General features: G+C 37.3%; 21 protein-coding genes. 10 read left to right on the forward strand and 11 right to left on the reverse strand.

Annotated features, from left to right (window positions below; genetic code table 11):
- The first annotated feature begins 242 nt into the window (after positions 1-242).
- Positions 243-911 (forward strand): adaptor protein MecA, encoded by a 669-nt coding sequence (gene mecA, locus BAOM_RS05385; protein WP_119118145.1) that lies wholly within the window; start codon positions 243-245, stop codon positions 909-911.
- A 70-nt stretch (positions 912-981) separates the two neighbouring features.
- Here mecA and BAOM_RS05390 read toward each other — a convergent pair whose 3' ends face one another.
- Positions 982-2,112 (reverse strand): iron-containing alcohol dehydrogenase family protein, encoded by a 1,131-nt coding sequence (locus BAOM_RS05390; protein ID WP_127759390.1) that lies wholly within the window; start codon positions 2,110-2,112, stop codon positions 982-984.
- Between the two features lie 971 nt (positions 2,113-3,083).
- Here BAOM_RS05390 and BAOM_RS05395 point away from each other — a divergent pair.
- Entirely contained in the window at positions 3,084-4,151 is a 1,068-nt protein-coding gene (locus tag BAOM_RS05395; protein ID WP_127759391.1) for an SMI1/KNR4 family protein, read from the forward strand.
- Positions 4,152-4,684: 533 nt separating this feature from the next.
- Here BAOM_RS05395 and BAOM_RS05400 read toward each other — a convergent pair.
- Positions 4,685-5,314, reverse strand: a complete 630-nt coding sequence (locus BAOM_RS05400) for a homoserine/threonine efflux transporter (protein ID WP_127759392.1) — start codon at positions 5,312-5,314, stop codon at positions 4,685-4,687.
- Positions 5,315-5,455: 141 nt separating this feature from the next.
- Between BAOM_RS05400 and BAOM_RS05405 the strand changes: the two genes are divergently transcribed.
- From BAOM_RS05405 to pepF, 3 genes are all read left to right on the forward strand, one after another.
- The gene (locus BAOM_RS05405; protein WP_127759393.1) at positions 5,456-6,283 is read left to right on the forward strand and encodes a TrmB family transcriptional regulator; all 828 of its coding nucleotides are present in this window, start codon (positions 5,456-5,458) and stop codon (positions 6,281-6,283) included.
- 382 nt (positions 6,284-6,665) lie between these two features.
- Complete coding sequence (locus BAOM_RS05410) at positions 6,666-7,877, forward strand: competence protein CoiA (protein WP_127759394.1); 1,212 nt, start codon at positions 6,666-6,668, stop codon at positions 7,875-7,877.
- Between the two features lie 127 nt (positions 7,878-8,004).
- Positions 8,005-9,822 (forward strand): oligoendopeptidase F, encoded by a 1,818-nt coding sequence (pepF, locus tag BAOM_RS05415; RefSeq protein ID WP_127759395.1) that lies wholly within the window; start codon positions 8,005-8,007, stop codon positions 9,820-9,822.
- A gap of 51 nt (positions 9,823-9,873) precedes the next feature.
- Here pepF and BAOM_RS24205 read toward each other — a convergent pair whose 3' ends face one another.
- From BAOM_RS24205 to BAOM_RS05435, 5 genes are all read right to left on the reverse strand, one after another.
- Positions 9,874-10,041 carry a hypothetical protein gene (locus BAOM_RS24205; protein WP_164853137.1) on the reverse strand — a complete coding sequence of 56 codons (168 nt, stop codon included), beginning with the start codon at positions 10,039-10,041 and terminating at the stop codon, positions 9,874-9,876.
- 579 nt (positions 10,042-10,620) lie between these two features.
- Complete coding sequence (locus BAOM_RS05420) at positions 10,621-11,520, reverse strand: ClpXP adapter SpxH family protein (RefSeq protein WP_127759396.1); 900 nt, start codon at positions 11,518-11,520, stop codon at positions 10,621-10,623.
- On the reverse strand, positions 11,517-11,921 hold the full coding sequence (locus BAOM_RS05425; protein ID WP_127759397.1) for a globin domain-containing protein: 405 nt from the start codon (positions 11,919-11,921) through the stop codon (positions 11,517-11,519). Before BAOM_RS05425 ends, BAOM_RS05420 begins: the two co-directional genes overlap by 4 nt.
- Before the next feature lie 277 nt (positions 11,922-12,198).
- A complete protein-coding gene (locus tag BAOM_RS05430; protein WP_127759398.1) occupies positions 12,199-12,822 on the reverse strand; it encodes a lytic transglycosylase domain-containing protein in 624 nt (207 codons plus the stop codon).
- Between the two features lie 28 nt (positions 12,823-12,850).
- Entirely contained in the window at positions 12,851-13,429 is a 579-nt protein-coding gene (locus BAOM_RS05435; RefSeq protein ID WP_127759399.1) for a CYTH domain-containing protein, read from the reverse strand.
- Positions 13,430-13,752: 323 nt separating this feature from the next.
- Between BAOM_RS05435 and BAOM_RS05440 the strand changes: the two genes are divergently transcribed.
- Genes BAOM_RS05440 through BAOM_RS05450 form a run of 3 tightly spaced genes read left to right on the forward strand, consistent with a single transcriptional unit; the run spans position 13,753 to position 16,137 of the window.
- Positions 13,753-14,382 (forward strand): GTP diphosphokinase, encoded by a 630-nt coding sequence (locus tag BAOM_RS05440; RefSeq protein ID WP_127759400.1) that lies wholly within the window; start codon positions 13,753-13,755, stop codon positions 14,380-14,382.
- Positions 14,383-14,422: 40 nt separating this feature from the next.
- A complete protein-coding gene (locus BAOM_RS05445) occupies positions 14,423-15,217 on the forward strand; it encodes an NAD kinase (protein WP_127759401.1) in 795 nt (264 codons plus the stop codon).
- Positions 15,218-15,234: 17 nt separating this feature from the next.
- Positions 15,235-16,137: an RluA family pseudouridine synthase gene (locus BAOM_RS05450; protein ID WP_127759402.1), complete on the forward strand. Its 903-nt coding sequence runs from the start codon at positions 15,235-15,237 to the stop codon at positions 16,135-16,137.
- Between the two features lie 86 nt (positions 16,138-16,223).
- Here BAOM_RS05450 and prpE read toward each other — a convergent pair whose 3' ends face one another.
- A complete protein-coding gene (gene prpE, locus BAOM_RS05455; protein ID WP_127759403.1) occupies positions 16,224-16,967 on the reverse strand; it encodes a bis(5'-nucleosyl)-tetraphosphatase PrpE in 744 nt (247 codons plus the stop codon).
- Between the two features lie 108 nt (positions 16,968-17,075).
- Between prpE and mgtE the strand changes: the two genes are divergently transcribed.
- Positions 17,076-18,452 carry a magnesium transporter gene (gene mgtE, locus BAOM_RS05460; RefSeq protein WP_127759404.1) on the forward strand — a complete coding sequence of 459 codons (1,377 nt, stop codon included), beginning with the start codon at positions 17,076-17,078 and terminating at the stop codon, positions 18,450-18,452.
- Between the two features lie 169 nt (positions 18,453-18,621).
- Positions 18,622-19,395, forward strand: coding sequence for an enoyl-ACP reductase FabI (fabI, locus tag BAOM_RS05465; protein ID WP_127759405.1), 774 nt, complete (start codon positions 18,622-18,624; stop codon positions 19,393-19,395).
- Between the two features lie 268 nt (positions 19,396-19,663).
- On the opposite strand, the gene BAOM_RS05475 is transcribed toward fabI, so the two are convergent.
- From BAOM_RS05475 to BAOM_RS05485, 3 genes are read right to left on the reverse strand one after another with little or no spacing between them, the layout of a single operon-like run.
- Positions 19,664-20,833 carry a Ger(x)C family spore germination protein gene (locus BAOM_RS05475; protein WP_127759406.1) on the reverse strand — a complete coding sequence of 390 codons (1,170 nt, stop codon included), beginning with the start codon at positions 20,831-20,833 and terminating at the stop codon, positions 19,664-19,666.
- Entirely contained in the window at positions 20,830-22,383 is a 1,554-nt protein-coding gene (locus BAOM_RS05480) for a spore germination protein (protein WP_127759407.1), read from the reverse strand. Before BAOM_RS05480 ends, BAOM_RS05475 begins: the two co-directional genes overlap by 4 nt.
- Positions 22,352-23,473: a GerAB/ArcD/ProY family transporter gene (locus BAOM_RS05485; protein WP_127759408.1), complete on the reverse strand. Its 1,122-nt coding sequence runs from the start codon at positions 23,471-23,473 to the stop codon at positions 22,352-22,354. Before BAOM_RS05485 ends, BAOM_RS05480 begins: the two co-directional genes overlap by 32 nt.
- Positions 23,474-23,546: the final 73 nt, after the last annotated feature.

Consider the following 23,546-nt stretch of genomic DNA (forward strand, 5'->3'; position numbering starts at 1 on the left):
TCGTCGAACATGTCATAAAGTTGCAGAATGAGGAATTTTTCTATAAAATAAATGGCATATTAGGCAAACAATTGTTTTTTAATTAATGAAGTTTTTTATTTCCCTTCTTGTAGTTTTTATCATAAAATAGAGTAACACTTATATTCCTATCAAGTCCTCATTAACTAAAGCTGGTTTTAGAGTAATTTTTGCTTGGGGGTTTTTTATCCCTTCAAAATGTGAAAGGAAGGGAGAGGAGATTTATGGAAATTGAACGTATTAATGATGATACAGTGAAATTTTATATTTCCTATATAGATATTGAGGAACGAGGTTTCGATCGCGAAGAAATTTGGTATAGTCGTGAACGAAGTGAAGAACTTTTTTGGGAAATGATGGATGAAGTTCATCAAGAAGAGGAATTTGTTATTGAAGGTCCATTATGGATTCAAGTTCAAGCTCTTGAAAAAGGTCTAGAAATTCTTGTGACGCGAGCACAATTAGGGAAAGATGGACAAAAGCTGGATTTAGCTTTTTCAGATGAAAAACTGAAAAACTTCCAGATGGATGATAAAGTCGAAAGTCTCCTTGAAGAGCATTTCCAAGGAAAAGAAGACTATAGCGGCGTGGCCTTTGAAGACGGTATGATTGAATTTATTACGGAGTTCCCTGACTTCGAGGATGTAATTTCTCTCAGTAAGCGTTCCGGCTTAGATCAATGGACGACTAAACTGTATGCGTATGAGGGGAAATATTTTCTATATATTGAATTTGCTGAAGATAGTATTGAAGAAGAAGATATCGATAATGTATTGAGTGTGCTGTTGGAGTACAGTCATGAATCTCCGGTAACGGTTCATGTTCTTGAAGAGTATGGCAAACTGGTGATTGACGGCAATGTGTTTGAAACAGTCTCCAATTATTTTTCATAAAATTATGCCGATTTCAAATAGAAATCGGTTTTTTGGTACATAGAAAAAAGCACCCAATTGGGTGCTTTTCTTATTTTAACCCGCTGTACAAAGCTTTCAGCGATTCTTTCGTGATCATAACAGGGTTATTCATCATATTAGGTGCGAAGCTATTGGCAACAAGATGGTCTAAATCGTCCTCTGTTTTGACACCGACTTCTTCTAGTGTTGTTCGTAATCCCATTTCCTTTTTCATTTCGTCAATGCGGTCGGCTAATTCTTCCGCATCTTTAAATCCTAGACGCTGACTAAAAGCGTGTAGACGTTCTGCTTCAGGTCCGGATTGGCTATTTAATTTCCAAAACGAAGGAAGCGTAAAGGCGCAAGCTTCGCCGTGTGGAATATCGAAATCTTGTGTTAATGGATAAGAACAAGCATGAGCTGCTGCTGTTTGAGTGAGATTAAACGCCATACCAGCTGTAACAGATGCTTCACTCATTTTTGCTCTTGCTTCCAAATTATCCGGTTCGTGATACGCTGTTAGTAAGTGCTCGAACACGAGAGAGGCCGCTCTTTCTGCTGCTAAATCTGTAAGCGGCTGATGTTTCTTGCCGTAGTATGCTTCAAGCGAATGAGCTAGGACATCAAGGCCGCTTGCTGCTGTAACGGCTGGTGGGCAAGTGACTGTCAACTCAGGGTCTACGAGTGCGTACATGGGATAGAAGTAATCACTGCCGATTGGTGCTTTTATATCATTTTCAGTATCCGTTAACACCGAAACAGTAGTGATTTCGCTAGCTGTTCCTGATGTTGTTGGAATGGCGATCATCGGAATACCTGGCTTGCTAATGGGACGTTTCCTAGAGAAGAAATCAGCTGTTGGGTACGGTGTTTTAGCAACAAAACAAGCTACCTTCGCGCAATCTATAATGCTGCCGCCTCCAAGCGCAATAGCAAATTCACATTGATGTTCACGAATCATATCTGCGCAGGCATCCGTATTGTGAACGGTTGGATTTGGTTGAATATCAGAAAAGAGGGTAGTAATTCTTCCTTCTGATTGATCGATAATCTTTTGCGCGATTCCATTTCGAACCATGGAAGGGGCGCTGATTAATATGCCGTTTTTTAGGTTAGAGTCTTTTAAGATATCAGGTAATGTGTTTAGTTTGCCTACTCCGAAATCGATCGGGACAGGTTGTACATAGAAAAAGTTCTCCATTGTTGTTTCTCCCCCTTTGGTTTATGCGATTATGTTAATATAATGGTTTAGAACTAAAAATTAACATTTATTATAACACGGTTTATTTTGTAAGTAATGTTTGATCTGTGAAAAGATATTGCTGTTTTCGAGTGCTCTTTATTAACTTGGGGATAAATCCTTTCTACTGTTTTTTAGACTAATGAAATGAATAGTAAGATAATTATACGTTACATTATATCACAATTAAAGGAAGAAAATGTTAAAATAAGTTGCGGTGAAGAAAAATTACGTAAGACCATTGAAACGTTTAATACATGTGGAATTACTAAAACGGCGGTGTTACAGGGATTTTTATTGTTAAATGAAGAGTCATCGCTAGAAATTATTTTTGTGAATGCTGTAAAGGGTTGAATGTTTATGTGAAGTTTTGTAACATTTTTAGTGTTTACACCGTATTACGAGGAAAGAAAGATGCACCGCCTATTGTAATGGGATTGTCCATGTCAGGCATCTAACTAAATGAAAAAGGGGAAGAAACCAAGAATTTGGATGGTGCTTTAGTAGAACTTGAAAAGAGTGAGAACTCATCTGAAAAGAAAAAGGAGATGCTAAACATTATAACCCCTAATGCAGGAAAATATCTTCCTGCTCTTTGAGTTTATGATTTTAACTTATTGTGCTGCATAGCCGTCGTCCACTGTTAACGTATTACCTGTCATAAAGAATGAACCGTCTGAAACCATGGATGGTACAATCCTTACCATTTCTTCTGATGTTCCAAGACACTGCATTGTAAGCTGCTGAACCAGGTCCGTACATAACAACAGCATAGATAAACTAAGGAGATGCTATATTTTGGACTTTATCATGTCATTTGATATGCTTAGTGAAACTTCTAGTAAAGAACAGATAGAGAGAAATATAAAGCTAATCGTTGTTGGAGGATTTCATAAGTAGTTTTGAAAAAACACAATAAAGGAGCGAATAGTATGATAACTGAGTATAACGGCTGGGAAGTTGTTTTTATGGGTGACTTACTGAAGGCTTATAATGGAGATACAGATGTGATTATCGATGGATTTAATATATTTAAAAGCGGCAGGAGAGGGACATTTGAAGGTTCTATTAAACTAATTGAACCTAATTATGGTGCTGAAAAGTGGTTTCAAAATTATAAAATTGAAACTGAAAAATTTGTCGTGTATTATGCGGAAGCAGAAGTGTATAATACGATTTATTGCATATGGGCCAAAAAGGAACCTAAGTCTATTGAAACAGTCATACCAACATTCAAGGAACCTGGTAATGAACAGACAGTAGAGGAATCTGACATTACACAAACACTAAAACACATTAAGCCAACATCCGCTGCAGTATCCGAGAAGATGGGGATATTTAGAAGAGTAGAAGGGTTAGAGACGTTTATAGAGAAATATAATGTACTAAGCTTTAAGGAAATATGGGATGAGTATGCTTCTTTTATGGAGAGTAAATATAAGGATAATCTAGTTTCATTAAAACCAGGCAATTCTAGAGAAAGAATCGAAAATGCGGTCAAGCAGTTACAGTTGAAAATTCCGGATGATTTTCTTGAATTATACACGATTTGTGATGGAAACGATACAGACGAATGGATTGATAAAATAGAGGAAACCGGTGTTGCTTATGCACATATTTTTGGCAATCCACTGATGAGTATTGAAGAGATTGAGCAGGAGGTTAAAGGGAATTTAAATTGGGAAAAACCAGATGAGAGTATCAAGTCTATCCCAGCAGGCAAAGTAAAAACAAATCCTATGCTACATAAAAAAATTCCTATTTATCACGATGGTGGAGGTAATTTTTTTGCTATTGACTTAGATCCTGATTTGCATGGAACATATGGACAAATCATTTGGGTAGACCACGAATACGAAGAGAGGGAAGTGTTTGCTTCAAGTCTCAAAGAGTTTATCGTTATTATTTACTTTTTTGTAAAGGAACTAGGGGTAATCGACAATGGGGAAGGTTACGATGGTGAAATGAGCTATACAGAGTATATCGATAGAACCGTTTAAAAAATGATAGAGTGCAGGGTTGGGAGATTATATTTATCCCATCTAGGAGGCAAAACTCACATCGTATTCAAGTACACATTCTTATGTCGATTTAATAAGTTGAACAGATATATGAACATAAAGAGAACCCATTATATATGTAACGGGTTCGATTTTCGAGTACAAAACTAAATTAACACACTAATTAGCGGTCCAGTTCGTATCAGAATTGGACTGCTTCTTTTTATTGATAGAAAAAGGTTTTTAACCACATAGCATACGAATTACCACTCGAATTCGCAATCCTTTTGACAGGTGGACAGAAGTTATTGTCAATATGGGAATTCGTATGTTAATTGTGATGTGAATTACGGTTCTAATTTTAAAAAGGTTTATTGGATAGTTATGTTAAAAAAGAAGGTGTATTCAACTAACGTCACAGGTTAGTTGAACAATGAAGTTAGTTATACGTTTGAAGCAAATGAGGACAAAAGAGAAAAACCGTTCAGTTGTCTGAACGGAAAAGTTGAATTAGGAGTGCTAATAAACGAAATTTAAATCCCTGTTTTAACACCAAAACCTACTAAAATTAAGCCAGTTGATTTTTGGAATACTTTCTGGAATTTGGAGTTATTCAACCATTTTTTTGCGTAATCAATTACATAAACAAGGATTAGAAACCACAATACAGCAAGTAAAGTAAGGATTGATGCTAACACAATCAATTGCTGATTTACATTTCCGTTCAAATCGATAAATTGAGGCATGACAGTTATATAAACCAAAACAGTTTTTGGATTAAGAACATTACTAAGTAATGCTTGCATAAAGGACTCTGTATTATGCCGACCTGAAGAATTAGTAGGTGCATTCGCTTGTGCTTGAATTTCCTCTAAAGAAAACACACTTTTAGCAAAAAAACTTTTTATACCCAAATAAATTAAGTAAGCAGCTCCCAAATATTTGATTGTACTAAAAAGAATTACAGACTTTGCAATGACAACAGATAATCCAAGAATAGCAATAAGTGTCCAAAAAGAAAGTCCTGTTGCCATTCCGAGAACCGTATAACGTCCAGCTTTTGGACCATAGCGGAGTGTGTTTTTCACCAAGAGCATAGTATCTGCCCCTGGTATAACAACCATCATTGCAGCAATTGAAATGTATGTTAGTAAGCTATCCATGTTGCTTCTCCCTTCTTCCTCTGATAGTGACTACCGAAGTAACTACTTATGTGAGTATATCAGAATCATTTGGAAACAATCAACAAATTTTGATAAAATATCAGTTACTAAGGTAGCGACTAATATTATGTTGGAGGGTTTATGAAAGAAGTCATTTTCGAAACATTAAAGAAGCTAAATTTTACCGAATATGAAGCGAAAGCATATCTTACCTTATTGGAGGAATCTCCATTAACTGGATATGCAGTAGCGAAAAATTCTGGTGTACCACGTTCAAAAATATATGAAGTTTTAGATAGTCTCACCGTACGAGGAGATATTTTGGTTAGTCCTGGAAACACGCCACAGTATACCCCTGTTCCTGCAAAGGAGCTAATTAAAAACCGCCGAAGGGAAGCGGAAGAGAATTTTGAACTGGCAGAAAAATCATTAGCGGAGTTCGAACGTTCTGCAAATGACCGTGAAAATATCTGGAATATCACGGGACGCAATGAAATACTCGATAAGGTAAAAGAGTGTATATTATCTGCAAAAAAAAGAATTCTCTTAGAGGTCTGGAAAGAAGAATTCGAGGAATTGGAGTCTGAACTAAGACAGGCAGAAAAAAGAGGAGTCAACGTAACAATTATTGCTTATGGGGAAATCGAATCTGATTTTGCGAATGTTTACCTTCATTATATGGGTCATGAAATTACAGAAGAGTATGGTGGAAGATGGATTGTTATTAGTGCAGATGATTCAGAAGTAGTAGCAGGTATTGTCTCACTGGGGAAAGATAGCCGTGCAGCATGGACAAGGCATGTAGGTTTAGTAATGCCAATTACAGAAGTTATGATTCATGATTTGTATCTCATGGAAGTTATGGAGAGACATAGAGACCTTTTAGAGGAAAGTTTTGGGGAAAACCTCGTGAATTTACGCCGTAAATTTTCCATTCACCCAGATTTTAAAAAACATTATGTAAAATAAATTTGTATTATTGTTTGTTTTATACAAAATAAGAAGAATAGCATTTCTTCATAGCAAATAGACTGTTCTTCTTTAACGGATGCTTATCTTCAATAAAGATTGATATATATAATGCTTAGAGCTATATGCTCCAAGCATTTTTCTTTGCTGATCTACTTTCCCAATTGCTTGCTAATTTTTATGCGAAAGGCACCGTTAATTCGAATTTTGTACTTCAAAACCGAACCCGAGAGGCATATAGCCATTTCCTTACTTGATAAATGGGTTTTTCGCAGCAATATTCAACAGCTTTTTGAACGTTATGTAGCAGAACATATCTTTAGGAAAATAGTGGATAACATATGTTATAGTATATATATCATTCTATATAAGGAGTGAAGGTATGCTAACTGCCAAAAGCCGTGATGGGACGTTGATCACTTTGCCGGAAATACTTACAGCAAACATGCTCGCTTTGATTAAAGCGTCTGCTCCCTATTATTGTCCTTGCTGTGCAACGGAGCTTGTTATTAAAGCAGGAGCTATGAAAATTCCTCATTTTGCCCACAAAAGTAATACCTCTTGTCATGCCTCGTCAGAACCTGAGTCACCTTATCATTTACTTGCGAAACGACAACTTTTTTCTTGGTTGAAGGATCATGGTTATCAAGCAGAATTAGAAGCTTATTTACCAGTTATTAAGAAGAGGGCGGATATTCTAGTAAAGAGTGAAGAAAAAACATACGCCTTTGAATTTCAGTGCTCGACTATTAGTGAAGCCGTATTTATCGAACGAACAGAATCCTATAAAAGCCTCGATATTACACCAATTTGGATTTTAGCTGAGAAAAATATAAAAAGAGTGGATGCTCAAGAGTTTAGACTATCCGCTTTTCAATGGCTGTTTGTAACAGGGGTCAGTGCCTATCCTTTTTTATGGACGTATTGTCCAGAGCGCAATCAAGTATTTTCCCTTAAAGGCATTACGCCTTTTTCTCCTGCAACCGTGTTTGCCGAAAGGACCGCTGCTTCATTACAGCTTCTTTCACCTAAACACCTTATTCCTCGAATCCATGAACAGTTCCCATTTATTACACTATGGCGTTATAAACGGAAAAGCTGGTGCCTTCATCGTGTGAAAACAGCTAATCTACATAACCCATTTTTTCTCGCTTTATATAGACATCGTTTAACCGCAGCGACATTGCCTATTGAAGTCGGAATTCCAGTCAAAGGCATGACGCTGATTAAGACGGCTGCGATTGAGTGGCAAGCCTGGCTCTATTTAGATGTTTTACATAAAAGAGAGCTAGGGCAATTCGTGCAATTACGAACGTTTCTGCAGTCTTTTCAAAAAAGAGTCGCTAAAGGTGTGATTACATTAAGGACGTTACCGCTAGTAAAGCGTGATGCGTTTCATCCTGTTTATGAATACATCTCCTTTTTAGTACAAGCAGGTTATTTAATAGAGACGACAGCAGGCTGTTATAAGCTAACGAAAGCAATCACCATTCCCAAAACGATGATGGAACAGGAAGAACTGGAAAAGATGTTCTACCATGAGTATAAATGGATGCTTGAGAAGAACAATATCATTTATAATGAAAAAGCTTGATCTACTTCGTGTCATAGGGGAATAAGAGCAGGAGTTTCCTAGTGAATGAAGAAATAGTTAGTATGGAGAAGCTATACATGATCAAGGATCCATATCGAGGAAGTACTTTTGAATGGAGGAATGTGAAATGACAAAGGAAACATCGGTGAATACATTACCATCACGCCAAGATATTACGGTTGAGGATACATGGAGACTTGAGGATATTTTTGCATCAGATGAGGCTTGGGAAGCGGCTTACAAGGAAGTAAAAGAAGAGTTAAAGAAAGCGAATCAATTCCAAGGCAAGTTAGGAGAGAGTGCAGATCAATTATATAATGCGCTGCAATTTCAAGATAATGTGTTAGAGAAGTTAGGGAAAGTCTATGCGTACTCTCATATGCGTTATGATCAAGATACAACGAACTCTCTTTATCAAGGGTTCGATGACCGAGCGAAAAATTTATATGCACAAGCATCCAGTGCATTTGCTTATATTGTGCCTGAACTGTTAAGCATTGAGGAAAGCACAATTTCTCAGTTTACGGCTGAAAAGAGTGAATTGAAATTATATGAACATGCGATTGAAGAAATTAATTTACAGCGTCCGCATGTATTATCTGCGACAGAAGAGGCATTGTTAGCTCAAGCTTCAGAAGTGTTTGATGCCTCTAGTAATACGTTTGGAATGTTAAATAATGCGGATTTGAAATTCCCAACGATTAAAGATGAAGACGGCAATGATGCAGAGATTACGCATGGCCGCTATATTCGTTTTTTAGAAAGTACGGATTGTCGTGTTCGTCAGGAAGCTTTTGAAGGAGTATATAGTACGTATGGCAAGTTCCGTAATACATTTGCGAGCACGCTAGCCGGACAAGTGAAGAGCCAAAACTTTAATGCATCTGTCCGTAAATATGACAATGCTCGTCAAGCTGCTCTAAGCAATAATAATATTCCAGAAGCGGTGTATGATAATTTAGTGGAAACAGTGAATGAGCATCTTCCTTTACTACACCGCTATTTAGATTTACGCAAGAAAGTTCTAAAGCTTGATGAACTTCATATGTACGATTTATTTACACCGCTTGTACAAGAAGTGAAGATGGAAGTAACGTATGAAGAAGCGAAAGACTATGTTTTAAAAGGTCTTGCGCCGCTTGGTGAAGATTATTTACAAGTTCTAAAAGAAGGATTTGAAAATCGTTGGGTCGATGTGCATGAGAATAAAGGAAAACGCAGCGGTGCGTATTCTTCAGGTACATATGGCACAAATCCATATATTTTAATGAACTGGCAAAATAACGTGAACAACTTATTTACGCTTATTCATGAATTCGGTCATTCTGTTCATAGTTACTACACGCGTAAATATCAGCCATATCCGTATGGAAACTACTCGATTTTCGTAGCGGAAGTAGCTTCGACATGTAATGAGAACTTATTAAATGATTATTTATTAAATACAATTGAGGACGAGAAGAAGCGAATTTATTTATTAAATCATTATTTAGAAGGCTTCCGAGGCACATTATTCCGTCAAACGATGTTTGCAGAGTTTGAGCATACAATTCACGTAAAAGCTCAAAATGGTGAGGCATTAACAGCGGATATGCTTACGGAAGAGTACTATGCGTTAAATAAGAAGTATTTTGGCGATAACATGGTGATTGATGAAGAAATCGGCTTAGAGTGGGCGAGAATTCCGCATTTCTACTACAATTATTATGTGTATCAATATGCGACAGGTATTAGCGCAGCTACAGCATTAAGTAAACAAATTCTTGAAGAAGGAGAGCCAGCGGTTAACAGATATATTGAATTCTTAAAATCAGGCAGCTCTGATTATCCGATTGAAGTATTGAAAAAAGCTGGAGTCGATATGACGCAAGCCGAGCCAGTTCGTGAAGCATTAAAAGTGTTTGAAGAGAAATTAAATGAATTAGAGTCACTTCTATTAAAGTAAAAACATAAAGCGAGGCCCTCCAGAACAAAAGGAGGGCTTCGCTTATTTTAGTTAAAACCCTTTAAAACGCTTACGTTCGTTCGCACTATGTAAAAAGAGAAACAGAACAAAAAATAAAATAGGGGAGGTAATATATAAAGGCATTAATTTCATAAATCCTAGCAGTTGGAAAAAAATAGAGAGGAATAGAAGGGCAAGTAAAATAATAAACTTAAACATTGTATTTCTCTCCTTTGTCATATTAAAATAATATTTAACTTTATGTTCATGTATGGTTAAATAATGGTGAAATATAGTTTTATTTTACAGTGTATGTTGATTGTAAAAGAATATGATTATGACAAATATGTGAAGTCTCGCACATACTTATTGAAAAAACAGTATTTATCCGATATAGTACAGATATGAAATAAATCACTACAAACTTATACCCCTTTGTTTGCATGTGAAATTTCTCCCATCCCCTTTGTTCGTATGAATAGATAAAAAGCCATGTAAATCATAGATTTACATGGCTTTTTCGTTAGATACAGCGTTTGTAAAATAGGAAATAGAGAAGGGGGGATTACTGTTATACAATATATAAATATAATAAGTGAACGTTTTGTATATTTTTTGTGAAATTACACACAAACTACTTGATAAACGGTCTTGTTTTCTGTTATATTTATTGTGAAATGAATCTCAAACAAACTCATACCTTTTTGTTTAATTGTGAAAGATTTCTCCTACCCCTTATTTTCTATACAATGGCCATGCATATAAGATGTATGGCTCTTTATTTGTGAAAAAAAGCAGTCATTCAGCTGACTGCTTTTTTGTATATTTCCAAAACGTTCCGTATTTAGCGGGGATTTTTTTTACGACTTGTTTGAGAACAAGTTTTTTCATTTCTCGTTCGACTGTACTTTTATTCATATTATAGACAGCTTCAATTTCTTTTGTAGCGACCAATGTAAAGCAACTCATAAATTGTTCAAGAGAAGGGGGAGCACTCGGTTCGGGCAGACCTTTTAACATGTCATCCAAAATTTGAACATATACTTCATAAGGATACACGCCCGATAGCTTAATGCCTTCTTCTTCGATATTTTGGTTGAAGAAGACTAATGATGGAATTTCTTGAACATCCATTTCTGTTGTGATTTTTAGATCGCATTGAAATCCTTTCGAAGCGCTTGATGAAGTGATATCATGCATGAATTCATCGACATCTAGTCCCACGCTTTTGGCACACTCCGTTAACACATCGATATTGGATATATTCTTCTTTTGAATAAAAATGTATTCCTGTAATTTTCTTAAAAAATGAATAGCCAATTTTCTTCCTTGAAGTTCGGCTGCTTTTATCGCGATGGATACGATATGCGGGGAGGTGATAGGATCTTCCAACCATAAATCACCATCACAAGACATACCGGAACGGCTCGCTGTTTTTTCCCAAGCTTGAGCAATCTGTTCAAAACTTTTATTTTTCCCGATATTAAGAGAGGCTAGTTTTCCGCTTACTACATGTCGTAAGCTAAATAATTGACCGTATTCAATTTGCAGTTTTCGAATAACTGGTTCCAATCCCCAGCATTCAGGACAAAGAGGGTCAATAAAGACATAAATCTCAATTGGCTTTTTTCCAATATCATAACAATGTTGTCGTTTACTCCAATCGGAAATGTTGAAAACGGATTTATGAACGCTCAACTGTCTTCTCCTTTCCCATCAGTGGAAGCTGTATTAACCATATGTTGTGCTGTCAAAAAGAGGCGATGATAGAAAAAGTCACGAATTTCACCTTCAAGACCGATTTCATCCATGGCTTCATACATACAGAAAAGCCATGCTTTTGCTCGTTCTGGTGTAATTTCAAATGGAAGATGTCGAGCTCTTAGCATTGGATGACCATGTTCATCTGTATAAAGGGAAGGACCTCCCAAGTATTGAGTCATAAATTGTTTTTGTTTTCGAATGGTTTCAGTTAAGTCATCAGGAAAGATTGGATGCAAATCGGGATGCTTTTGAACTTTGGAGTAAAATGCATCAATTAACCTGTGTAATTGCCCTTCTCCAATGGCTTCATATGGTGTAGGGTTCCCTTGCGTCATGCTGATTACTCCTTTTATGAAAAGATAATCCGACGTTGTTTTAGTTTAGCCGGATATTTAATCATTATTTTAACAATGGACACTTAATATCACAAATTTCTAGCTTGATGAAAATTTTATACAGACATGTTTGAAATCAGATTTCGTGTGATCGATTCAATTCAAACGACCATAAGTTTATAAGATTATTTCATATGAATGAGCCTGAAATCAATAACAGAATTTAACAGGAATAACGATAAAAAAGTCGACTCATCTCATAGTCGACTGTAAAAGCTTAGCTTAAATATGTATCCATGATTTTAGCTACATAATTTTGCGTTTCTTTAAAAGGAGGGATGCCACCGTATTTATCAACATTTCCAGGGCCAGCATTGTAGGCTGCTAAAGCTTTTTCAAGGTCCCCATCATACTTAGTGAGCATATTGCTTAAATATTTACTGCCTCCCATAATATTCTCTGCGGGGTCAAAAATGTTTTGCACCCCTAAACTTCTCGCTGTGGCAGGCATTAATTGCATTAATCCACTAGCACCTGCATAGCTTTTGGCATCTGAATTAAAATTAGACTCTTGTTGAATCACAGATTTAATTAATTTCTCAGGCAGTTTATATAAAGCAGCAGCTTCTGTAATAATCGCATCATAATCTGTTTTTTTGTCTGAAGTTGAACTCGCTTGAGGGATTGCGTGAGATTGTGACGGCATGCGTATATTGTTAGAAAGCGTGCTCCATACAGAACCTAATGATTGAGCGGTCTTGTCTCCTAGTGTGTCACTTGACAGCACTTCTGTCAGCATATCTTGAAAAAGGGAATTAGAATGACTGCTTGTAGAATTCGTGCTTGAAAGTGATTGAAGAGCTTGTAGCTCAATAAGCGTTTTAATAGTATGGACATTCATCCATTTCACCTCCATTTATGAAGCGAAATTATTCGCCAAAAGTTGCTTCGTAAAAGCGCTTAACTTTATTTTCGGTTTCTTGAAGCGGAATTTGAAGTGTTTCCAGCAGTTCCCCGAAAATCTTTTCTCCACTTTCTGCATCTTGCACTTCATATTCCAGTTCATAATCTTCTTTCCCAGCATAAAAGCTATGGTCAACGACGAGCAATCCATCTTGAAAGGGGAGCTCAGCCCGATCTGTCCGCAATGAACCGAAGCATATGAAATCCGACGGGTTCAGCTTAGCTTGAATAAGAAGAGCTTGTATAGGACCTTCAGGGAATAGTCCATTATGTAGAAAAGCTTCGGCTTCTTGTTTAGATAATGCTTGGTTAGATTCTAATAAGCCTTCTTTTGCCGGCTGTTTTAAAGTGAGCTCATATGCTTCGTTTTTCTCGCGAATCCGTAGAGCGGAATATTGTTTTTTTAAATCAAAATCTTTCGTATCGAAGTAATGGTTTTGTTGCGTGATAAAAGAATCAGGTGTGATTTGGAAATAGCGTACGAGCCTCTCAAATGCTTCTTTAGAGAGCAGGTTTTTAAATTCAATTTCAATATGCTGGTCCATCTGTAATTCCTTTCTTTGAGCCTTTTTATTTTAATGATATAAGAACGAACTTTTCTGTCAAATGTTCTTCAATTATTTTTCCAGATAATTTTTCAATATTTAGGCATGGCCTGCAGGATATGATAAAATATAATCGTTAAGTGGAGAAATAATGTCTAAGATTATGCAGAATTATGTTCTCCCGAAAGGATTCTAGAAAAGAAGGATAAATATACATATATATTTGCAGGCTTAAAAGTATTAGGCTGTTTGTGAGCGAATGATAGGGGAAACTGCTATAACAAATAGTAGATTTTGTTTAGAGGGAATTAGGTGGTGCAGCAATGGAACAATGGGATGATTTTTTGGCGCCTTATAAACAGGCTGTTGAGGAACTGAAGGTTAAATTAAAGGGATTGAGAGTACAATTTGAACGTGCACAAGTTCATTCTCCAATTGAATTTGTGACAGGTCGGGTTAAGCCAATTTCTAGTATATTAGATAAGGCTAGTCAAAAAAATATTCCACTCGATAAGTTAGATACAGAAATACAAGATATTGCAGGCATTAGAATGATGTGCCAGTTTGTTGATGATATTAAGCAAGTTGTCGAGTTGCTGAGAAATAGAAATGATTTTGAGATTATAGAAGAGCGAGATTATATTTCGCATCAAAAAAATAGCGGCTATCGTTCATATCATGTTGTCATTTGTTATCCAGTTCAAACGATTAATGGAGAGAAAAAAATCTTAGCAGAGATTCAAATTCGGACATTAGCTATGAATTTCTGGGCAACGATTGAACATTCTTTAAATTATAAATATAAAGGCGATTTCCCGAAAGACATTCAAATTCGTTTGAAGCGCGCAGCAGAAGCGGCCTTTTTATTAGATGAGGAAATGTCTCAAATTCGATTAGAAATTCAAGAAGCACAACGGCTTTTTTCTAGAAAAAAAGACTCAAAGGACCATTGATAGTTTAGTTAAACAAATATAACTAGTAGGGTGTGGGTGTATGAAATTTGCAATTACTTCAAAAGGAGATACAAAATCGAATAATTTAATGCAACGGATGAGAACGTATCTTCAAGATTTTAATTTGAAATATGATGAAGATCAACCAGACATCGTGATATCCGTTGGAGGGGATGGGACATTATTATATGCGTTTCATCGCTATAAAAACCGTCTGGATAAAACGGCTTTTGTCGGTGTTCATACAGGTCATCTTGGATTCTATGCGGACTGGACTCCTGATGAGATTGAAAAATTAGTGATTGCCTTGGCAAAAACACCATTTCAAGTTGTTGAATATCCATTGCTTGAAACGATTGTGCGTTATCAGCATGGCGGACGTGAAGCAAGATTTCTTGCTTTAAATGAATCAACGGTAAAGAGCGTGGAAGGGACGCTTGTTATGGATGTAGAAATTCGCGGTCAGCATTTCGAAAGATTCCGCGGCGATGGCTTATGTATTGCAACGCCTTCGGGAAGTACGGCGTATAACAAGGCATTAGGAGGGGCTATTATCCACCCTTCTATTGATGCCATTCAAGTAACGGAACTCGCCTCGATTAACAATCGGGTGTTTAGAACGATCGGTTCCCCATTATTGCTTCCTGCACATCATACATGTACGCTGCGTCCGGTCAATGATGTGAATTTCCAAATTACGGTCGACCATTTAACATTGCTTCAGGAAGATGTTAAATCGATTCAATGTCGCGTAGCGGATGAAAAAATTCGTTTTGCAAGATTTAGACCATTTCCGTTTTGGAAAAGGGTACATGATTCATTTATTGCAAACTAAAGGAGTTCAGTCAACTGATGTCTAGTCAACCATGCTTCTCCTTAAGCTGGACGGTCACAGAAGAAGAAGCAGCAAGTCTATTACGAGAGTTTTTGATGAAGCAGGAGATTTCAAAAGCGGCTTTAACGGATATTAAATTTAAGGGCGGTAGAATCGAGGTAAACGGGATAGAAGTGACGGTAAGAGAAAAGCTTAAAGCGGGCGATCAAGTCGTTGTCACGTTTCCGAAAGAAGAACCGAGTTCAGGCTTGCGTGCCGAATCACTGCCGCTCGATATAATTTATGAGGATGAGTATCTTTTAGTTGTGAAAAAACCAGCTGGCATGAATACGATTCCTTCAAGAGAACATCCATATGGAAGTCTAGCAAATGCTTTAGCAGGCTATTATAAAGAACAAAATATAGCGGCAACGATTCATATCGCAACGCGTCTGGACCGTGATACATCAGGTTTAGTTCTAATTGCTAAACATCGTCACATTCATCACTTGTTAAGTAAACAACAGAAGCAAGGGGATGTTAAACGACGTTATCAAGCTGTTGCGGAAGGGACACTTGCTCTTGACCAAGGGAAAATTGAGGAACCAATTGGCCGGAAAACAACGAGCATTATGGAACGAGAAGTGCGCGAAGATGGACAATATGCGTGTACGTTGTATCGTGTTTTAGAACGATTGCCTAATTACACATTTGTAGAACTTCAGCTGCTCACTGGCCGAACACATCAAATCCGTGTTCATATGGCATATATCGGTCATCCGCTGGCAGGGGATGATTTATACGGCGGGACGCGGGATAAAATCTCTCGTCAAGCGCTGCATTGCTATGCCTTAATGTTTACACATCCAGTAACAAGGCGTACGATGAGCTTCACTGAAGACCTTCCAGAAGATATGAAAACTTTAGTAGTACAGAAATAAGTTCAACATAAAAACTCGCTTGTGCGAGTTTTTTATGTTGAACGGCGATTGATAGTCATGGGAAATTCCTATACTAACAGAGACTCTCAATCAAAGGATGTTCTGAATTTTTCCGGTACATAAGGCATGGTGGATGGCACGGAAAATAACTGAAACTCTGGATAGCGAAGGGCTGTTAATTTACCGCCAAAGACACATCCTGTATCAATATTATACGTATGATTCACTTGACGAGGTTCTGGAACAGGTGTATGACCATAGATAATCCATGCGTCTCCGTTATACTGCTTTGCCCAGTCCCGTCTAACAGGAGAGCCATCCGGATGCTTAGCTCCAGATATATCGCCGTAAAGAACAAAAGTTTTTACTTTATGATGAGTCTGTCCGATATAATCTTTACGAATGCCTGCATGGGCAATGACAAGTTTTCCTCCATCAATCACTTGATAGAGGGGAGCGTGTTCATATAAATCCATAAACTTTTTGCGAATCTTTTTTTGTTCCCGAGTGGATAAAGCTTCATATTCTGCAACGGTCGTTTCTAGGCCGTGAGAAATGGTTACTTTATTTCCTAAGAAATATCGATATAGTTTATTGCAATGATTTCCAGGAGCATATAAGGCTGCTTGTTGAACGACGACTAACTGATGAATAACGTCAATTACTTTTAGCGAATCGGGGCCTCGGTCTGTTAAATCACCGACAAACCCTAGAATTCGACCATCCGGATGAATCGGTACACCACTTTCCCAAGAATACCCTAATTCTTTCGTTAATTGTTGAAGTTCTGTAAAACAGCCATGAATGTCACCAATTATATCAATTTTCATAATTCACATCCTTTGTTTCATTTGTATAATGTATATGGTATTAGTATAGTGTTTTTTCATGAATATAAAACATAGATTGATTTTTACAGCATGAAAGGAGGGCAAGGCATGCTAGTGGAGTTAGAGGAGAAAGAAGCGACATTAATTAACGTAGGTTTATTAATAGAGGCTTTAAAAACGGAAAATCTCGATCAATTTCGAGCGGAGTTTACCGAGCTTCATCCATATGATCAAGCCCAGTTTTATACGCATATTTCTGAAGAATTACGTGCTGTTTTATATCGCTATGTTGCACCGAAGGAAATGGCCGAGTTATTTGAGAATATTGAGATTGATGAAGAAGATTATGAAAAGTTTTTAGCCGAGATGGATCCTGTCTATGTAGCGGATATGCTCTCGCATATGTATGCGGATGATGCGGCTGATGTTCTGCATGAGCTTAATGAAGAACAGGCTAGTAATTATTTAACGATGATGGACGATGATGCGGCTCAAGAGGTTCAAGAGCTGCTTGGTTACAAGGAGTATACAGCTGGTAGTTTGATGACACCAGAGTTTATCTCTGTTGAAGCGAATGATACCGTATTATTTGCGATGAAAACCTTAAAGCAGGAAGCTCCAAATGCAGAGACGATTTACTATGTATTTGTAACAGATACTAACAAGAAGTTACTAGGCGTACTATCTCTTCGTACCCTTATCGTTGCTCCTGATGATGCCGTAATTGAAGACTTAATGGATGATCGGGTTGTATCGGTTCTAGTAACAGAAGATCAGGAAGAAGTCGCTCATAAGATGCGAGATTATAATCTTCTTGCTGTTCCTGTTGTCGATGAAAAACATCATTTGCTCGGTATTATTACAGTCGATGATATTATTGATGTAATGGATGAAGAAGCATCGGATGATTATTCTAAATTAGCGGGTGTGAGCGATTTAGATAGTGTCGATAAAAGTCCGCTTTCTGCAGCGAAAAAAAGGCTGCCTTGGCTTATTATTTTGCTATTTCTCGGGATGATGACTGCAAGCTTAATCGGTCAGTTTGAAGAAGCGCTCAGTCAAAAAGCGATTTTAGCCGTGTTTATTCCGTTAATTGGTGGGATGGCAGGAAATACGGGTACACAAGCCTTGGCTGTTGCGGTTCGCGGGATTGCGACAGGTGATTTAATCCATGAAAGCAAGTGGAAACTAGTTATGCGTGAAGCAGGAACAGGGCTGATTACAGGTGCTATTTGTGGTGTGGTCGTAACGGGCATTGTCTATGTGTGGCAACAAGATTTGCTGCTTGGGGCATTAGTAGGGGCTTCTATTTTTATTACATTAATTGTCGCGACACTGGCAGGTTCGCTCGTTCCTTTATTCATGCATAAAATGAAGATTGATCCAGCCGTAGCCTCAGGGCCTTTTATTACGACGATTAATGATATTATTAGCATTTTAATTTACTTCGGACTAGCGACAACGTTTATGCATTATTTATTATAGCGATGAAAGAACGCAGCAGGCTTACCCCAGAAGAGAAGGTAGGTCTGTTTGGCGTGTTATTACAAAGCTAAAATACATAAAATAGTTTGTTTCTAGCGCGGCATTTGTTATACTGAGTTTAGTATCAGGTACTAATAACTTGTATTAGAATATAGGAGGTCATCAATTAATGACTTTTTCATTAAAAGGAAAAACATATATCGTAATGGGCGTTGCAAATAAGCGAAGCATTGCTTGGGGAGTGGCACGCTCTTTACATAATGCCGGTGCACAATTGATTTTTACTTATGGCCAAGAGCGTACAGAAAAAAGCGTGCGAGAATTAGCAGCAACTCTTGAAGGAGCAGAGCCTTTAATTTTACAATGTGATGTTACACAGGATGAAAGCATTGCTCATTGCTTCCAAACGATTAAAGAACAATATGGTGTCATTCACGGAATTGCGCACAGTGTAGCCTTTGCGAACAGAGAAGAACTTGATGGAGAGTTTGTTGATACAAGCCGTGAAGGGTTCTTGCTTGCCCATAATATTAGCTCTTATTCTTTAACAGCGGTTGCTAAGGCTGCTCAAGATATGATGACAGAAGGCGGAAGCATTGTTACGATGACCTACTTAGGCGGTGAGCGAGTGCTGCCGAATTATAATATCATGGGTGTTGCAAAAGCTTCTCTTGAAGCGAGCGTTCGCTATTTAGCTAGCTCTCTTGGTAAGCATAACATTCGTGTGAATGCAATTTCAGCTGGTCCAATTCGTACTTTATCAGCTAAAGGGATTCGCGACTTCAATACAATCCTGAAGAAAATTGAAGAAGAAGCACCGCTAAGAAGAACGACAACACCAGAAGAAGTAGGCGATACAGCGCTATTTTTATTTAGTGAATTATCACGTGGAATTACAGGCGAAAACATTCACGTTGATTCTGGTTATCATATTCTGGGGTAATAAAGATAGTAGTGAAAAGAAAAAAGGGCCAAAGGGGTCCTTTTTCTTTTCACTTATGTAACATTCCCGTTCCTTCAGGAGTAAATGAAGGAGCCCATTTCCGATTAATCCACTGGCTCCTGCAATAAGTGCTGTTTTTTCTTTCATAAGCTAATTTCTCCCTTACGTTCAATCTTATTTCAATGCTAACTTAAACAATGTCCCTTATTCCATTAAAAGAGCTTTTAAAAAGAGCGGGAGATTCGGATCTCTTCTTTTATTTTTGATCTCATCGACCTTTTTTCTCTCCGATTATTGGAGATAATTCCATTTTACCGGAATTTTTCAATTGAACGTTTATGGAAAGTGATTTAATTGTATCTGCCTCTAAAGGAATAAGTCCGTTTTTCTGCACCTTTTTCCATGTTTTATTGTCATCCCGATAAAGGGTTTCAGACAGCCTAAATATGTCAATTTTTTGTTTGCGTGTAAAATGATAGGTTCTATAGACTTCAGCACGCATTGCTTGGTTAATTTCTTTTTTCAATGCGTTTACTGTTTCTTGTTCTTTCAGCATTTGAATATTCGCGTTAATTTTCAATTTTATATCAAAACGTACCTTTCCGTCTTTATCCACTACAGGTTTGATTTTTAATTTTTTATCATAAACAAGAACAGAGACGTCGGCGTTCCTTCTCTTAGACAGGTATACACTATCACGAACAAATTCTTCATTAGTGAGTCTTGCTCCGTTCATAATCTCCTTAGGTAAGATGCTTATTAACTTATTACTTGAGATGATGGCAGCCTTTTCAATGAGCAGCTCCTTTTTCGGTCCATCTTGAGCGGTCCACTTTTTTGAAATTTGAAGAAAAGGTATCTGCGCTTGATGAGGAGGTTCATCAAAATTAATAATAAGCTCTCTTAAGTCAATCGGTGGGATAAAGGAGCTTTGACGATAATTGTCATGCGGGTCACTTAACCTAGAAAATGCGAGTGGAATATTTTCAATCGGACTTACTAACATAATATCTTTAATCGAATCCTTTGTTGCAAAGAAATACATTCGATATCGGGTTTCACGATAACGATCGAGAAAATCGGCTATATGTTCAAGCATGCCTGCTTTTATGGCCTGTTCAGAGAAAACAACAAAGGAAAGATGACCTAAATACATTCGACGATCCGATGTGTGATATAAATTAAATATCGCTTCTTCAAATGTATGTCCTTCAGCTCTCCCAACATCTGCTTTACTCGTTGAACCGCCTGCACCACTTTCTGCTTTGGCAAGGCTGCCTAAATTGATGATTTGTACATAGACAATCACTTTTCCATCTTTATAATCCACCCCAAATCCATTGGCATAGACAAGCCGCTCTGGTTCATTGGCATCCCAACAGCCCGATAACAATAAGCTACATACAATCAAAAGCAAACATAGTTTCTTTTTTTTCATTGTTGTCCATCATTCCTTTGTTTAGTTGAATCTTTTGAAAAAAAAGTTCGAGCCCTTGTTGTGTCAAGTTTACTAGGTATTCGAAGCAGCCCTTTGAAAATCGTTTTAATATTTAAGTTCGCTGTTATGTCTAAAAATGGCGTCCCAAGAATACGGATATTGGCAATAAATGTGATATAAAAATGGAGCGCATAGAGAAATCCAAATAAACCGAAAAAAGATGATAATAGAATACAGCCAAGTCGGAAAAGGCTGATGACTCCGATTAATGATTGATTAACTAGTGTAAAGGTGGCAATGGAAGATCCGGCAATGACGACAAGCATCGCAGGGCTTGTTAAGCCTGAACGAATGGCCGCATCCCCGATAATGAGTCCTCCTAAAACACTTAGCGTTGTCCCAATCGCTGAAGGCATTCTCATTCCGGCTTCCTTAAACAGTTCAAAGAGCAGAAGCATAATAATCGCTTCTAATGCGGTAGGCAAGGGGAGCCCGCGCCTTGCTTCAACGACTGTTGCTAGTAAAATTAAAGGAAGCTGGTCTTGATGAAACGTTGTAATGGCAACCCAAAAACCTGGTAATAAAGTAGCCATTAAAATCCCTGTTAGACGAATTAATCTTTCAAAAGAAGTAAACGCATTTGCATATTCTACATCTTCACTGGTTTTAAGAAGAAACAAGATGTTAATCGGTGTAATATTTGCATAAGCGACTCCATCAATAATGATTATGATTCGCCCTTTTAGTAAACATTGAACAGCAAAGTCAGGTCTTCCTGTGTAATGATGACGCGGCACGAAAGGAGACGTTTTCTCAATCAATTCCATTAATTGATTGCCGGAATAAATTCCATCTACATCGATTGCCTTAATTTCTTTTATAAGAGAAGCTACCATATCCATATTCGCGATCTCATCCATATAGAGGACGGAAACTCTTGTTAAAGTCCGCTTCCCTACTTCAAAATTTTTGATATGTAATGAATTGGTACGTAATCGTTTTCTAATTAACGCAATATTAACCGATGCATCTTCAATAAAATTATCTCTAGGACCTTTAACGGTTACCTCTGTTGCTGTTTCTTCTGGGTTTCGTTGTGGACGCTTGGCGATATTTATGGAGTACAAAAACTGATACTCGTGAAAGAAAATGAGTAATCGACCGGAATAAATATCAGCAAACATCATTTCTTTATCTTTAACTTCCATGAGCTGTGGCAAGTAAAGAGATTCACAAATCATGTCTTTTGTTAAATTTTCTGTTGGGTGTTTATCGAAAAATAAGTTTAAACGTTCAAATACTAAAGCATTTAATAATGTGCTATCGACCATTCCCTCACAGCCAATTAAAGTGATTTTAATCGGCGCTGTAGGACGATAGGTGTTAGGGTTTAAAAACACATCTTCTGTTTGTTCAAAGGTTTTTCGCAACTCCTCTTCTGTTATTGAAAAGTTGGATGAATTTGTTTTCTTTGTCTCTTTAGTTTTCTCGGTTTCTTTTTTCTTTATTTCTTTCAGTTTAAGTGGTTGTTTTTTCTTGATCTTGTACATAATTCATCCTCCTTTTTGTTCGATTTTTTATGAAGACGAACAAACCGATAAGAATGGATAAAGCGAAGAGGAAATAAAAGGTTACTGGCATGAAAACCCTCCCAATAAGATGACGAAGCACAATATCATTAGTTGGAATTAAATTACCAGTAATGATGATCACTGAATAAATAAGCATGACCCATTTCCTTTTTCTAGCATCTTTTAATGCTAGAACTTCTATTGCAAGAAATAAAAAGAACGTAATTCGAATGAAGGAACCGGTAATCCATTGATAGATGGATAAAAAGTCAACATGCTCAATAAATCTTCCAAGGGAGACAAGTCCCCATTCCTCAAAGGCAGGATATTTTTGCCGTGCCGCTTCTAATGGCCCAAACTCAATGATTGCGCCTACTAGTGGACCAAGGATTAACCAAGCAAGAATGAAAACATTAATCGCAAATGTTTTATATGTTACTTTTCCATGAAGTTTATGTTGAAGAAATAGGAACGCAATTAATTCAACGAGGCCAGATAATGGAAAAATCATCCCGTGTATAACGGGTTCAAGCCCATGTTCCAGAATAGGTTTTAAAAGGGTGAAATCTTTGTGTTGCAAGTTTGCAAAGCCTACAAAGAAACCAAAGACGATGACAGCCATAAGAACAAGCGTATTCACCATGACGATTGTTTGTAAACTCGTCAAAGCGAGAAATAAACATAGAACAACGAGTGAAGTGATGAGAGCAAAACTAGGTGTAAAAGGGAGATAGGTAACAGCTGTCCATGAAACTAGTTCTTTCAAAGATATAGTAGCTAAGAAAATACAGAAAAGGCTAGTGAGTATAGATATTACCCTGCCAACTTTTTTATTGGTCTGTTCTCCAATCCACTCAAAAATGTTCTGTGGTGCGGTTGCTTTATAAATATATCTGAGTAGAAATCCCCAAATAAGGATACATAGGACAGAGAATACGACAGACATCCAAGCGTCTCTTTTACCTGCACTTACTAAATGGGGGATGACGGTCACATGGTTTTTTAAACCAATAGCGGTCATAAATAAAAAAGAAACTTGGAGGATTGAAATGGTATCATATCTTTTCATTGCTAAAATACTCCCTTGTTCATCATTATTTTCTAGCCTATCCAAAGCGAGTATGATTATCCAATTTTGTCAT

Origin of the sequence: Peribacillus asahii, from assembly GCF_004006295.1 — a bacterium.
GTDB lineage: Bacteria > Bacillota > Bacilli > Bacillales > DSM-1321 > Peribacillus > Peribacillus asahii_A.

Coding starts and splice junctions, on each gene's coding strand:
- pepF (WP_127759395.1), top strand. CDS start 8,005: ATGACAAAGGAAACATCGGTGAATACATTACCATCACGCCAAGATATT.
- BAOM_RS05425 (WP_127759397.1), bottom strand. CDS start 11,921: ATGACGCAAGGGAACCCTACACCATATGAAGCCATTGGAGAAGGGCAA.
- prpE (WP_127759403.1), bottom strand. CDS start 16,967: ATGAAAATTGATATAATTGGTGACATTCATGGCTGTTTTACAGAACTT.
- BAOM_RS05430 (WP_127759398.1), bottom strand. CDS start 12,822: ATGAATGTCCATACTATTAAAACGCTTATTGAGCTACAAGCTCTTCAA.
- BAOM_RS05445 (WP_127759401.1), top strand. CDS start 14,423: ATGAAATTTGCAATTACTTCAAAAGGAGATACAAAATCGAATAATTTA.
- fabI (WP_127759405.1), top strand. CDS start 18,622: ATGACTTTTTCATTAAAAGGAAAAACATATATCGTAATGGGCGTTGCA.
- BAOM_RS05405 (WP_127759393.1), top strand. CDS start 5,456: ATGAAAGAAGTCATTTTCGAAACATTAAAGAAGCTAAATTTTACCGAA.
- BAOM_RS05475 (WP_127759406.1), bottom strand. CDS start 20,833: ATGAAAAAAAAGAAACTATGTTTGCTTTTGATTGTATGTAGCTTATTG.
- BAOM_RS05485 (WP_127759408.1), bottom strand. CDS start 23,473: ATGAAAAGATATGATACCATTTCAATCCTCCAAGTTTCTTTTTTATTT.
- BAOM_RS05390 (WP_127759390.1), bottom strand. CDS start 2,112: ATGGAGAACTTTTTCTATGTACAACCTGTCCCGATCGATTTCGGAGTA.
- BAOM_RS05450 (WP_127759402.1), top strand. CDS start 15,235: ATGTCTAGTCAACCATGCTTCTCCTTAAGCTGGACGGTCACAGAAGAA.
- BAOM_RS05435 (WP_127759399.1), bottom strand. CDS start 13,429: ATGGACCAGCATATTGAAATTGAATTTAAAAACCTGCTCTCTAAAGAA.
- BAOM_RS05395 (WP_127759391.1), top strand. CDS start 3,084: ATGATAACTGAGTATAACGGCTGGGAAGTTGTTTTTATGGGTGACTTA.
- mgtE (WP_127759404.1), top strand. CDS start 17,076: ATGCTAGTGGAGTTAGAGGAGAAAGAAGCGACATTAATTAACGTAGGT.
- BAOM_RS24205 (WP_164853137.1), bottom strand. CDS start 10,041: ATGTTTAAGTTTATTATTTTACTTGCCCTTCTATTCCTCTCTATTTTT.
- BAOM_RS05400 (WP_127759392.1), bottom strand. CDS start 5,314: ATGGATAGCTTACTAACATACATTTCAATTGCTGCAATGATGGTTGTT.
- BAOM_RS05480 (WP_127759407.1), bottom strand. CDS start 22,383: ATGTACAAGATCAAGAAAAAACAACCACTTAAACTGAAAGAAATAAAG.
- BAOM_RS05440 (WP_127759400.1), top strand. CDS start 13,753: ATGGAACAATGGGATGATTTTTTGGCGCCTTATAAACAGGCTGTTGAG.
- BAOM_RS05410 (WP_127759394.1), top strand. CDS start 6,666: ATGCTAACTGCCAAAAGCCGTGATGGGACGTTGATCACTTTGCCGGAA.
- mecA (WP_119118145.1), top strand. CDS start 243: ATGGAAATTGAACGTATTAATGATGATACAGTGAAATTTTATATTTCC.